This window comes from Siminovitchia terrae, from assembly GCF_003605405.2.
Classification (GTDB): Bacteria; Bacillota; Bacilli; order Bacillales; family Bacillaceae_C; genus Siminovitchia; species Siminovitchia terrae.
In genome coordinates this window covers 41,992-54,942 of sequence record NZ_QYTW02000016.1, presented here as the reverse complement: position 1 = coordinate 54,942, position 12,951 = coordinate 41,992, and the positions used below count along the sequence as shown (strand labels likewise).

General features: G+C 40.8%; 11 protein-coding genes and 1 pseudogene. 1 reads left to right on the top strand and 11 read right to left on the bottom strand.

Features of this window, described 5'->3' with window-relative positions:
• The 11 genes from D5F11_RS15420 to D5F11_RS15375 form a co-directional block, all read right to left on the bottom strand.
• Positions 1-1,638, bottom strand: a complete 1,638-nt coding sequence (locus D5F11_RS15420) for an amidohydrolase (protein ID WP_120117025.1) — start codon at positions 1,636-1,638, stop codon at positions 1-3.
• Between the two features lie 175 nt (positions 1,639-1,813).
• A complete protein-coding gene (locus D5F11_RS15415; protein ID WP_120117026.1) occupies positions 1,814-2,800 on the bottom strand; it encodes an ABC transporter ATP-binding protein in 987 nt (328 codons plus the stop codon).
• A complete protein-coding gene (locus tag D5F11_RS15410) occupies positions 2,784-3,794 on the bottom strand; it encodes an ABC transporter ATP-binding protein (protein ID WP_120117027.1) in 1,011 nt (336 codons plus the stop codon). The genes D5F11_RS15415 and D5F11_RS15410 overlap by 17 nt, the downstream gene beginning before the upstream one ends.
• Before the next feature lie 41 nt (positions 3,795-3,835).
• Positions 3,836-4,744: an ABC transporter permease gene (locus D5F11_RS15405; RefSeq protein WP_244861995.1), complete on the bottom strand. Its 909-nt coding sequence runs from the start codon at positions 4,742-4,744 to the stop codon at positions 3,836-3,838.
• Positions 4,745-4,755: 11 nt separating this feature from the next.
• The gene (locus D5F11_RS15400; RefSeq protein ID WP_120117071.1) at positions 4,756-5,706 is read right to left on the bottom strand and encodes an ABC transporter permease; all 951 of its coding nucleotides are present in this window, start codon (positions 5,704-5,706) and stop codon (positions 4,756-4,758) included.
• 122 nt (positions 5,707-5,828) lie between these two features.
• Positions 5,829-7,439, bottom strand: coding sequence for an amidohydrolase (locus D5F11_RS15395; RefSeq protein WP_120117028.1), 1,611 nt, complete (start codon positions 7,437-7,439; stop codon positions 5,829-5,831).
• 188 nt (positions 7,440-7,627) lie between these two features.
• Complete coding sequence (locus tag D5F11_RS15390) at positions 7,628-8,572, bottom strand: D-2-hydroxyacid dehydrogenase (RefSeq protein ID WP_185830731.1); 945 nt, start codon at positions 8,570-8,572, stop codon at positions 7,628-7,630.
• 27 nt (positions 8,573-8,599) lie between these two features.
• Complete coding sequence (locus D5F11_RS15385; RefSeq protein WP_221768457.1) at positions 8,600-10,255, bottom strand: M20/M25/M40 family metallo-hydrolase; 1,656 nt, start codon at positions 10,253-10,255, stop codon at positions 8,600-8,602.
• 211 nt (positions 10,256-10,466) lie between these two features.
• Entirely contained in the window at positions 10,467-10,589 is a 123-nt protein-coding gene (locus D5F11_RS27805) for a hypothetical protein (RefSeq protein ID WP_280519759.1), read from the bottom strand.
• Between the two features lie 2 nt (positions 10,590-10,591).
• Entirely contained in the window at positions 10,592-11,293 is a 702-nt protein-coding gene (locus D5F11_RS15380) for a FadR/GntR family transcriptional regulator (RefSeq protein ID WP_185830730.1), read from the bottom strand.
• A gap of 64 nt (positions 11,294-11,357) precedes the next feature.
• Positions 11,358-12,323 (bottom strand): hydroxyacid dehydrogenase, encoded by a 966-nt coding sequence (locus tag D5F11_RS15375; RefSeq protein ID WP_120117031.1) that lies wholly within the window; start codon positions 12,321-12,323, stop codon positions 11,358-11,360.
• Between the two features lie 304 nt (positions 12,324-12,627).
• Between D5F11_RS15375 and D5F11_RS28160 the strand changes: the two are divergent.
• Positions 12,628-12,818, top strand: a pseudogene (locus tag D5F11_RS28160) (transposase); the annotation flags it as partial.
• Positions 12,819-12,951: the final 133 nt, after the last annotated feature.

Sequence of the window (12,951 nt, the reverse complement as noted above, 5' to 3'; positions counted from 1 at the left end):
TTACGAATGAATCGCGGTACCTTCCTTAATAAAAGTAACCTTTCCATTAAAAACGGTCATTTCAACCTCGATGTCTTTTAATTCTTCTGGATCAATAAACAATGGGTTTTCGGAAAGAACAATCATGTCAGCAAGTTTGTTCTCTTTTATTGATCCTAGAATATCTTCTTCAAAGGAACTATATGCTCCATCGATTGTATACGCCTTCAATGCATCTATTACAGTTATGCCCTGGTCTTCACCCAAAACTAGTCCCCCTTCAGTTTTACGTGTAACCAGTCCGTAGATGCCTAAGAATGGGTTTCCGCTTACTACCGGTACATCAGAATTTCCTGGCGCGATCACTCCATATTTCTTATACCATTGATGCGGGAAAACCCTCTCCGCCCTTTCCTTACCTAACACTCGTACATAGTTATCAGCCGATGGATAGAGAAATCCAGTGGACGAACCAACAACTACTCCTAACTTCTTAAATCTTTTGACATGTTCTTCATTTGCCAATGTACAATGTTCAATACGGTTTCTCATGGATACGGCGGATTCCGCTTCTTCCGCAGCTTTTTCAAGGATATTCAACGCTTGGTCTATCGCTCTTTCTCCGATGGCATGCATTGAAACTCTCAGATTCGATTTGATTGCGGAAATCACATGCGGCGCCAGATCACTTTCTTTTTTATATAAAATCCCCATGTTGCCATCACTGTGAAGGTAGCTTTCTTTTACTGCCGCCGTCTTACCTCCGATACTGCCATCCAACATGAATTTAACACCTTGAACATTAATGAACTTATCACCAAAGCCACTATATATTCCCAATCCGATCACTTCATTCAATACGCCAGGCTCATGAAGATCCGGTAATGCCCAAAGCCACAACCTATACCTCACACTTAGTTCATCATTTTTAAAAAGGTTCTGGTAGACTCCTAATTCTCGTTTTTGAGCCGATAGATCATGGATCGTTGTTATGCCCCATTTGGCAAACTGTTCCTGCGCTAATAACATTCCTTCTCGCAAGGATTCATCCGAGTACTCCGGAATAGGAATCAGCTCTTGGGCCCTCTCCTCTAAAATTCCCGTCGGCTCTCCGGATACAACATCTTTTTGGATATGTCCACCTGGTAAATCAATCGAATCCATTGTTACTCCGCCTATTTCCAAGGCTTTACTATTCGCAACGGCAACATGACCACATGTCCTTTTCAAAAATACCGGGTGATCAGGAGATATTTGATCTAAATCCCAACGTGTTGGAACCCTTTTTTCACTCAGTTTACTATCATCCCAGCCTCGCCCAAGAATCCACTGCCCCTTAGGGAGGGTACTGGCTTTTTCCTTGACAGCACATAGTATTTCCTCAATGGAGTTGGTTGTACCAGGACTGCAATCGACCTCTAAAAATGATTCTCCGCAAGCTAATGGATGAGCATGGCTCTCTATAAAGCCAGGCATTAATGCTTTTCCTTTTAAATCTACTACCTTTGTATCCTTGCCTTTGAGGGGAAGTGCAGCCTTGCTAGTTCCAACAAAGATAATTCTTCCATCCTTTACTGCAACCGCTTCAGCGCTTTCCATATCTTCTTCCAACGTAATTACATACCCATTATGAAGTATCAGATCCGCAATCAAGTTCATTTTTTCCTCCTAAGATCAAAATAGAATAAAGTCTTTTTAAAACCACTTGGCATATCAAATCCAGTGGTAGAACCCGGGTATCAGACTAGAAAGGCGTTCAATCCGATATCCGGATTAAAGAACCTAAAAATTGAATATTTAGATATATTTATCTATCGACCACGTTCTTCTACTTCTATTCATCATACAGGTGACATGCAACCCGATGACCACTGGCACCCTGCCGTAATGTAGGGACTTCCGATTTACACCGGGCCATCGCATGTGGACATCTTGTATGAAAAACACAACCGGATGGCAAGTTAGCTGGAGAAGGAACATCCCCTCGAAGGACGACCCGCTCTTTCTTCCTCTGCGGGTTAGCAATCGGTATTGCTGATAACAAAGCTTGAGTATATGGATGCATTGGGTTCTTGAATAATTCATCTGTAGGTGCTAACTCTACAATACTTCCTAAATACATCACACCAATTCTGTCAGAAATATGACGAACGACACTGAGGTCATGAGCGATGAACAAATAAGACTGTCCAAATTCTTCCTGCAATTCTTGCAATAAGTTGATTACTTGCGATTGGATGGAAACATCCAGTGCAGAAACTGGCTCATCACAAATAATGACCTGAGGATTAACAGCAAGCGCCCGCGCTAATCCGATCCGCTGACGTTGACCTCCTGAAAATTCATGTGGGTAGCGGTAATATTGATCCTTGCGCAGTCCCACTTTGTGCAGCAGTTCCATTGCTTTTTCCAACCGCTCCATCTTTGTCCCAATTCCTTGGATCTTCATTGGCTCTTCGATACTGTAACCGATTCTCTTTTTTGGATTAAGTGAAGAATGCGGGTCCTGAAATACCATCTGCATTTCTTTCCTCATTGGTAAAAACTCTTTTTCTTTTAACCTTAAAATATTTCTCCCTTTATAAAAGACTTCTCCGGAAGTAGGTTCCGTTAGCCTTAAGATGGTTCGGCCTGTTGTGCTTTTTCCACAGCCCGATTCTCCAACAAGCCCTAAGGTTTCTTTTTCATATAGATCAAAAGTTACGTCATTCACCGCTTTTATATGATTGACCGTTTTACCTAGTGGATTGCTGATCGGGAAATGCTTTTTTAGATGTTTTATTTGCAAGAGAGGCTTCTTTTTCTCATACTGTTGCAACATGGTGCTCCTCCTCTTTCATAATCTTCTCGAAGTGCCAACATCTCACTTTTTGTCTGCCTCCCACTTCTTGCAATTCAGGCGCTTGACTGGCGCATTGCTCATCAGCAAACGAACATCTCGGCGCAAAACGGCAACCCGGAGGAACGTCTGTTAACGGTGGAACAACTCCCTGGATGACATGCAATTTCTCTGAACGGTCTCCGTCCAGCTGCGGAATCGATTTGAGAAGCCCCTTCGTATATGGGTGCAGCGGACGAGCAAATATCTCAGCCACGTCTCCTTCTTCGATCACTTGACCAAGGTACATCACGACCACGCGCTGGCAAACCTCAGCCACTACCCCAAGATCATGGGTAATCATCATGACTCCCATATTTAATTCTTCTTTGAGATCATTTATCAGATCCAATATTTGTGCTTGAATCGTTACATCCAACGCCGTTGTAGGTTCATCCGCAATAAGGACATTCGGCTTACAGGAAAGTGCCATTGCGATCAATACCCTTTGGCGCATGCCTCCAGATATTTCATGAGGGTATTCATCCACCCTTTTATCTGGGGCGGGAATTCCAGTCAGGCGCAGCATTTCAATTGCTTTTTTATAGGCTTGCGCTTTCTTTACCTTTTGGTGGATGATAATTGCTTCCGCAATTTGATCCCCTATCGTCTGTACTGGATTTAAGGAAGTCATTGGATCCTGAAATACCATCGATATTCTATTTCCACGAATGTGACGCATCTCTTCTTTACTCAACTTCAATAGGTTTTTCCCCTCAAAGAGCACTTCGCCTTCATATTTTGTGGTGCCTTCATGTAACAACCTCAAAATCGAAGAAGCGGTTACACTCTTTCCACAGCCGGACTCTCCCACAACTCCAACTGTCTCCCCTTTTTTTACCGAGAAGGACACTCCATCAACTGCAGTAACGGGACCCGCTTCTGTAGAAAATGATGTTTTAAGGTTTTTAATTTCTAATAAAGACTGATTAGACATCCTACATCCACCTCGTTTGAAAAGATATCCTCTGCTGTTTATTATTTCTTTGCTTTATTCGAATGAGGATCAAGCAAATCACGGATCCCGTCACCAAGTAAGTTGGAGCCTAGTACTGCTAGCAAAAGAAACAGTCCAGGGAATACAGTCATCCACCAAGCAGTCTGAATAACACTTTTCCCATCAAACAATATGTTTCCCCAGCTAGGTTCCGGAACAGGTATCCCTGCTCCCAAAAAGCTTAGAGCCGCTTCTATAATCATTGAAACCGAAAAGACGTAAGTGATTTGGACAATCAACGGCGTCATTACATTTGGTGCAATGTGTTGCCAGATGATTCTCAATGAGCTTGCCCCTTGTGCTTTTGCTGCTTCAATATATGTTTGTTCCTTCACTACAAGTGCAGTAGAACGGACCACCCGCGCAACAATCGGGGTCTCTACAATCGCAATAGCAATGACTACGTTAATAGGCTTCGGTCCCATCACCGCCATGATAGCAATTGCTAAAAGAATCGAGGGAAAGGCCATCAATCCATCTGCAATCCGCATTAAGACATGGTCCAATGTCCGATAATATGAGGAATACATACCGATAAACAAACCCAGGAAGCCCGTTATTAATGCAACGGAAAGACCGACAGTCAAGGAAACTCTCGCCCCATAAACGACCCGGCTGAATATATCCCTTCCGAAATTGTCTGTCCCAAACCAATGCGTGGCACTTGGCGGTTTCAGGCGATTCGTAGCTTCCAAATCGTAAGGAGTGAACTGAGTGATCACCGGTGATATAAGCGCAACCAAACCAATCAAGAAAATAATCGCACCACCAACCATCACAAGCTTGTTTGCCCAAATCCGCCTAATCAGCAGAGCACGCCTCTCTTTGTTGGCTTCCTTTTTTTGCTCCATAAAAGTTGGTTCAACGATATTTTTTACTTCTGTAATCATTCCCTCACCCCCTATTTTCTGTTAAGCCTCACTCTGGGATCAATGATACCGTATAGTAAGTCGACAATCAGATTAATTAAAACGTATGCACCAGCGATTAACAGGACAGTCCCTTGTATAACTACAAAATCTCGCCGTTGGATAGAGTTCACTATCAATTGACCGAGCCCTGGCAAATTGAAAACAGCTTCAGTAACAACCGCACCAGCGACCAGCGTTCCAAAAGATTGGCCAATGACAGTTAATATTGGAATAAAGGCATTTCTAAACGCATGTTTAAAGATGACAACCCTTTCCTTTAAGCCTTTGGCATGCGCTGTTTTGATATAGTTCATGTTTAAAATATCTAGCATGGAAGATCTAGTCATACGCGCAATAAGTGCTGCTTGGATTGCTCCTAACGTAATTGCGGGTAAAATAAGAAACTTCAAGTGATTTAAAAGCCCTGCACTTAATGGTTGATACCCTGCGACAGGAAGCCAGTGCAGCTTGACAGCAAAGACCAGGATGAGCAGGAGCCCCAATAAAAAACTTGGGATGGAGATTCCAAGTAACGCAAAGACCATGAAAAACTGATCAACCGCCGTCCCCCTCCTTGTTGCAGCAATAATGCCAAATGGAATCGCAATCACGATTGAAATAATCTGAGCAAAAATCGCTAATGACAGAGTCGGACCCAAATGGCTGAAAAAAGCCTCTGTAACAGGCATGTCCATAAAGAGGGACCAGCCCAAGTCACCCTTAAATATACCGCTTAACCAAATGAAGAATTGTTGAATGATCGGTAAATTAAGGCCTAACTCTTCTCTAAGTTTTTCTACATCTTCCGGTAGTGCCTCGGGTCCAAGGATAATGGATGCCGGATCCCCTGGGGTAAGGTGAATTAAGAAAAAGACAACCACCGCGACAACGAGCATCACTGGAATAAGTGACAGCAACCTTTGTAATATATAGAGTCTCAGAATGATCCCCCCTAAGATGGTGTTATTTTGATACAACAATCAATGGTATTCTAATTTTACATTGCCAGGTTTTAGAAAGCGGTTTCAAAAGAAGGTTTTTCCCCGTCTTTTAGGTTAAATTGTCATTGGACAACTCTAGCCTCACAGAGAGCTTTATTAAAGACGATCTCCCCTTCAATCATGGTCATCTCAACTTCAGCATCTTTTATTTCTTGTGCGGAAAATTTCAAAAAGCCCGACGGTAAAATCGTCATATCTGCTAATTTCCCCACTTCAAGAGTTCCTTTTATGTCCTCTTCAAATGAAGCTCGCGCTGCGTTGATTGTATACATACTTAGGGCTTCATAAAGAGTCAATCTTTGCTCAGGAGCTAACACATTATTACTTATCGTTTTTCGGCTCATTGCCGAAGAAATCCCAAGTAAAGGTGAACTAGGAATCACTGGACAGTCAGAACTTCCTGCAGGTTTTAAATCATAGTCAATAAAGTTTTTATTGGCAAACACATTATTTGCTTCGGGAACATCCAAAGTTTCAGCATACATATCACCCATAATGTGAACAAGTGCAGGTTGAGGTACTGGAATAACTCCTAATTGACGCATTCGTGCAAGTATTTTATGATTCGTAACAGTCGAATGTTCGATGCGATGCCGATTGTCCACTCGCGGGTAATCAGACTGAACTTTTTCGTATACATCCAATACCAGGTTAATCGCGCGATCGCCGATTGCATGGATTGAAACTTGCTTATCTTGCTTATGAGCATTGGCAACCAATTTCTCAAGCTCTTTAAATGAATAAAGGAGCATGCCCTTTTCACCAGGTGAACCCTTGAAATCTTTCGTTACAGCGGCTGTTTTACCGCCAAGCGTTCCGTCTGTAAATAACTTCAATGGACCCAATGTTAACTTTTCGTTCCATTCCATTGATGCTCTTTCTTTGATAAATTCATCAAAGGATTCACCTAATATCATCAAATACATCCGAACATCAAGCGTTCCTTCCTCACTCATTTCCTGAAGTACATCAAACTCCTCGAATGCATTAGTGAAGAAGCCCAATCCCGCCTCATGTACGCTAGTGATTCCGTCTTTAACATAATGTTCATTTGCAAGTTTGATAGCTTCCTTCATTTGCTGTTTAGTATAAGTAGGCATCACTTTCTCTACTAAACCTTTTGCATTCTCCACCAACACGCCTGTCGTTTCACCTTGATCATTCTTTTCGATGATTCCATTAACTACAATAGAATTATTTCTTATTCCAGCTATATTTAATGCTTTTTCATTCACAACCGCTTCATGGCAACAGTACCTTGTAATGAAGATAGGATGATCGATTCCATCAAAATCCCATTTTGTAGGCTTCCGTTTTTCTTTAAAATAAGATTCACTATACCCCCAGCCAATAATCCAGTCATCCGGTCTGCTTGCCTTTGCTCTTTCTTTAATCGCGGATACCATTTCTTCAATAGAAGATGTTCTGCAATCAACATAAAGCAAATTGAAACCGAAACTAAACATATGTTGGTGAGCATCAATGAAACCTGGAAGAACTGTTTTTCCATCTAAGTTGACCATCTTTGTATCTGTACTGCCTAATTTTAAAATTTCTTCATTTGAACCAACCGCTGCAATCCTTCCGTTTTTCACTGCTATTGCCTCGAATACATTATTTTTGTCATCCATAGTAACAACGGTTCCATCATGCAAAATTAAATCTGGTTTCAAAATGATCCAACACTCCCCTATCTGTTAAAGAAAAATAAGGTGTTACGTGGAAAAGCAAGTACATGGATTATTTTGTTCTCCGCAAGTAAGCGGGCCCTTCAAGTGGATTCTTACCAACGAACGTAATAAACAAAGTTGATCCCGCCCAGGTAAAACTTACTTCCTTTTTAAGTAAAAATAGCCTTGGACTAATATCCTCGTTGAGTATCAACTGCAAAAGCCAGCTCTTCTTTATCACAATAAGCTTGATAGTTTTCATCAAAGATATCTAAGCATCGTTCAAAAAAGCGGACCGTTTTGCCTGACAAGTGTGGTGTAATGATTATATTTTCAACATCCCACAAAGGACTATCCTCTGGCAGCGGCTCTTGATCAAAAACATCTAAAGCAGCACCTTGAATTTCTCCCTTTTCAACACTTTCAATTAATGCGCATTCATTAATCAAAGGTCCCCGGCCTATATTAATAACATAAGCATCTTCCTTCATCAGTTTAAGTTCATCCCTCCCAATAAAACCGCGTGTTGCCGCTGTTTCGGGAAGCAGAAGGACAATAAAGTCACATTGTCTTAACATTTCATTTTTCCCGTCCCATGTGTACGTCTTATCAAAGTATGGAACAGATCTTCCGGAAGTATTGAATCCCAGCACAGTCATATCAAAAGCCTTGGCTTTTTTTGCCACTTCCTGCCCAATCATTCCTGTTCCAAAAATGCCGATCGTTTTGCCTTTAGCTTCACCTACTAGCTCTTTTCGGTCATATTTATGTAACTTTTGATTCCGCACAAATCTTGGAATTTGACGTGTGATGTATAAAACGAAACTCATGACATACTCTGACATCGGCGTCCCATATATTCCTTTGACATTTGTGAGAGTAATTCCCCGCTTGTGCACTTCTTCTAAAGGTATGTGCTCGACACCGGTTTGAAATACTTGAATCCATTTAAGAGCAGGCATTCTATCTAATAAGTCGCTGTTTATTCCACCTCCATAGGTAATTAATATCTCCACCTTTTCAAGAGGGACAGAAGAAGCTTCCAAATCCCCCTCCACATAAACAGCCATTTGACTTATTTGCTTAATGCGGTCTATATGATCTCCAGGCATTTCATCAATTGTGATTAATATCATGAAATCCATTTCCTTTCTAAGAAATTTTCATTTCTTGTTCAGAATTGTCAAACAAAACCTCTGTATAAGCGTTGGTACTGTACGGAATGTGTAGGGTTTATAGACCCGCTCCGACATTTTGTGGGCATCTTTCCCCCACGCTCCAAAGTTAAGTGCCGGAATGTTCAGCTTTCTTATTTTTTCAATGGATACAGGATATAAAGTGTTCATTCCAGGGAAATTTTGTTTTAGAACGTCAATCTCTTCATCTGTGTCATCTAAACATAGATAACTACTATCCGTAAGAGATGGAAAAAACTTATGTATGGCGAATTTTTCATCGGTTTCATCTTCAGTCTTTTCAATTAGCGCATTCAATTCCTCTAACAGTTTGCTTTCCTTTTCTGTATGACCTTTTACAAAGTTTCGTGGAACGTAAGGGCTTGCAAAGAACAGTACAATCACAGGTGATTGGTCTTTGTCCAATAGTAATAGTTCCTCAACCATCATCCGGCCGACTTCCCTTGGATCCATTTTTTTAGAATATTGATCCAATACTCTATTTAACCGGGTATTCACTTCTTCCCCATATAAGCCGTATACCTGATTATATAAATCTGAATAGGTGATCACCCTTGCCTTCCAAGGAAGCTGTTTGTATTCATTTCCAGACCGATCACAATGTTTTTTATATTCAACATTCAGCTTTTTGATGATACTCTCATACGCATCCTGTGCAATTCCTGCCAATTGATCAAGTATTTTATCAGGAGAGATCTGATGAACGTAATAATTGAAATATACGAAACTTGCAAAAGGCGTTTGGACATTATAACTAGGCTTTAAATCTTTTAACTTCAATGTGACTGGTGGCTGTGTCACCTCTCCTTCCGCCTCATCCGCCAGATCCGAGTTCAAATCAATCCGCCGGGTCAGTTCTGCAGCAATCAGGTTGGGGTCCAATCCTTCAAACGCTTGTCCTACGTGTGTTTCCTTGCCTTTAACATAAAAGGCGGGAAGAAGCTTTCCTACGGATCCTAAATGAATGTATTTCGTTGTATCCCCACTGTATAAAGGACCTACAAAGTCTGTGTTAATCGCACATTCGAATTCCATTTTTTCTTCTGATTGTAAACGCTCCAACTCCGACAAGGCATCTATTATTCCGCCGTGGGTCGTTTCTTCAATCGGATTTGCCATAAATAAGATATTTCCGCAAAAAGCATCCCTGTTTTCAGACAAGTACTCCAATACAACAAGATGTGCGGCCATTCCGCTTTTCATATCAACTGACCCTCGTCCAAATAACCAGTCACCTGAGTCCAAGTCGGCTTTCACTTCCGGTGCCAAATGAACCTCTTTCAATTTCCACATTAATTCATACGGTTGGGTCGCGAACTCCTTCAGCTCACCAAAATCATCTACCGTTACTGTGTCTGAGTGTGCATGGAGCAGAATCGTTTTATTGGATGGTTGCTCACTCTTTAATAATGCAAAAACACTTTTGCGTTCCAGAGAATCATTTTCGACCGTTTTCGTCCAGACTTTGGCCGGGTTGTTTTTGAAGTAGAAAAATTCCCTCAATTTACTTTCTATCTTGTTGGCAATATCGACTTCACCTGAGGTTCCGTTCACGCTGTATACATTAACAAGCTCCACCGTTAGGTTTTCCATCTTTTGTTCAATTTCTTCGAGCTTCCACAATCTACTCTCACCTCTTACACTTGATAGACACCAATTTTCTCTTCCAAATAAACCTCGATTCCGTGGTGCCCCCTTTCTTTGCCCATATCCAAACGGGTTTTGAATGACAACTGGAGGCAGATCGTTTACACTGACATTTCGTATTTCAACTTTTCAGATATGCGAATGCAATCCCATACTCATCTTGATTTACTATATTTAATAGTTCTCCTCAGAAGAGAATGAAATGATCGGGCAACCGCCCCGAATGTTTTATGATAAATATATCCACTTCCTGAGTGACACTCGTTAGAATCGTCGGGTTGATATCAATTGCATTGTTCCAAACACTCATCCTCACTCCTCTTTCAAAACCCCCTGCCCTCTTAACATTTTTATTTCTTCTCTTAACAATCCCATATGTTCTTTAATAACAGAAACAGCCAATTCTCGATTTTTAGTTTCAATGGCATCGATTAATAAAGCGTGTTGTCTTTGAGCATCATATACACTTGCCGGCGTATAGGTAGTAATTCTAAAGAGTTCCCTATTAGTCAAGTCAAAAAAAGAATGTATAAGTACATACAGAGCTTTATTCTGGGTGGCTTTGGCAACCTTCAAATGAAACTCGGCATCATTTTCAATATACTTATGAACCAAATGTTTATTTTCTTCCATTTGGCCGTAGATTTTTTTCAGTTCACTTATACAGGATGGACTTGCTTTTTCAACAGCTTGCTCAATGATCATGATTTCAAGTTTTTCACGCACATCTAAAATATTTTCAAGAGTGACATCATTGGAATGCAATACCCTGTGAAGGGATTCAGTTACGATGTCTTCGTTTGGCTTTGTCACATAAACGCCTTTGCCGGGCTTGATTGTAACCAGCCCCTTTACACGCAATTCCGTTAGGGCTTCTCTAACAACATTTCGACTGACATCATAGTGCGCAGCCAATTCTCTTTCCGATGGAAGCTTGCTCTCTTCCTTTAATTCGTTTGTCATTATTTTCTTTTCAAGTTCTCTTACGATGTCACTGTATAATAAATTGTCCATTTGCTTCTCCTTTAAAAGCCAAAGCATAAACAGGTAGAACTGGTAGGACCAAAAAACCTCAACTTTATGCTTTTTTGCTTAACGCTTTATTTACAGACCAACTGGGTTCCTCTCCTTTAAGAACCTGATCCACTTGCATCGCCGCATGCAACGACATTCTACCTGCTCCTTCTTTCGATAAGGCTGCACTGTGTGGTGTTAAAATTACGTTTTCCAGTTGAAAAAGTGGATTATTTTTGTCTGGCGGCTCCTGTTCAAAAACATCGATTCCAGCTCCTGCAAATTCTCCTTGTTCAAGAGCGTCTGTTAAAACGCTTTCATTTATGACACCGCCTCTTGCTGCATTAATGAAGTACGCGGAAGGTTTCATTAATTTAAAATGGCTGTTGCCAATTATCCCTCTTGTCTCCTCAGTCAATGGAAGATGGAGGCTAATGAAATCCGAGTTTATAAATATTTGATCAAAGTCATCGACTTTTTCTATTCCTGGAATTGATGTTGATATGTATGGGTCGTATCCGATCACTTTCATATCAAAGCCATGATGTGCTTTTTTTGCTACCAAACGTCCTATTCTTCCGAGTCCGATAATTCCCAGGGTTTTATTTTCCAAATCGACACTAAAACGCTCGCTGCGGTAAGCAAAATTCCCTTTTCGAAGCTCCCTATCCATAGATAGTAGATTTTTAGATAGAGCCAGCATAAACGCCATAACGTGTTCCGCTACAACATTTGCATTTGCCTCGGGAGTATTCGTTACGTAAATGCCTCTTTCTGTTGCTGCCTTAACATCGATGTTATCCAACCCAACTCCATACTTGGCTATCACTTTAAGTTTCTTTCCTGCTTTGATGACACTTTCATTGATCATCGCATTAGATCTGGTGAGAATCGCGTCACATTCTTCCACCTCGTTTATAAGCGTCTCTTGTGATAGGCCGGACCCAATCTTATATTCATAGCCTTTTTCCGTTAAGTACTTTTTTCCCTCTTCTTCAATATCTTGTGGTATGTAAACAAGAAACCCCATAATGTGCTCCTCTCTGACTAGTAAGCTATTATTTTTAGAATAGAAGAGAAACGAGAAATAAAACCTGTTCAACTGGTAGGACCAGTATTACAAGTAATAATAAACTGAGTATACATTCATTGTCAACGCTTACATTAGAAAATATTTTAAAAGATTTAATTTAGTCATTTATTTTATAATGAGCATTTTTCACATTTTCTACATCAAGATCCCTAAGGCTTTCCAAAGGCATAAAAAGTACTTCACCCTTTATTTATAGAATTTTGAAATGACAAACCACAAAATCCGTTAGGAGGAAGTCACTTTGTATATTCTACAAGAAAGTCTATTTTCCTTTGAGGAATTGCAAATATTAGAGTCAAAAGATAAATTGCCCATCTTTTTTAGTGTGCTTGACTTGTGCATTATGCGAAACACATCAAATGCTCCTTGGCGTATTTGCGCCCAGATTATCGAGCTCCGCTCGATAAAATCTGTGGCATCCACCGGAGGCTTTGACTTTATTCAGCCGGGTTTGAACCCCCACTGAATGGAATACCAAATGCATTCATCTCATCACTTACAGAAGTGGGAGATTGCTGCTGAATGAAGTTAAAACAAGTCAAAAGCCAGGACCCCTTTAAAATAC

Coding starts and splice junctions, on each gene's coding strand:
- D5F11_RS15420 (WP_120117025.1), bottom strand. CDS start 1,638: ATGAACTTGATTGCGGATCTGATACTTCATAATGGGTATGTAATTACG.
- D5F11_RS15415 (WP_120117026.1), bottom strand. CDS start 2,800: ATGTTGCAACAGTATGAGAAAAAGAAGCCTCTCTTGCAAATAAAACAT.
- D5F11_RS15410 (WP_120117027.1), bottom strand. CDS start 3,794: ATGTCTAATCAGTCTTTATTAGAAATTAAAAACCTTAAAACATCATTT.
- D5F11_RS15405 (WP_244861995.1), bottom strand. CDS start 4,744: ATGATTACAGAAGTAAAAAATATCGTTGAACCAACTTTTATGGAGCAA.
- D5F11_RS15390 (WP_185830731.1), bottom strand. CDS start 8,572: ATGATATTAATCACAATTGATGAAATGCCTGGAGATCATATAGACCGC.
- D5F11_RS27805 (WP_280519759.1), bottom strand. CDS start 10,589: ATGAGTGTTTGGAACAATGCAATTGATATCAACCCGACGATTCTAACG.
- D5F11_RS15380 (WP_185830730.1), bottom strand. CDS start 11,293: ATGGACAATTTATTATACAGTGACATCGTAAGAGAACTTGAAAAGAAA.
- D5F11_RS15375 (WP_120117031.1), bottom strand. CDS start 12,323: ATGGGGTTTCTTGTTTACATACCACAAGATATTGAAGAAGAGGGAAAA.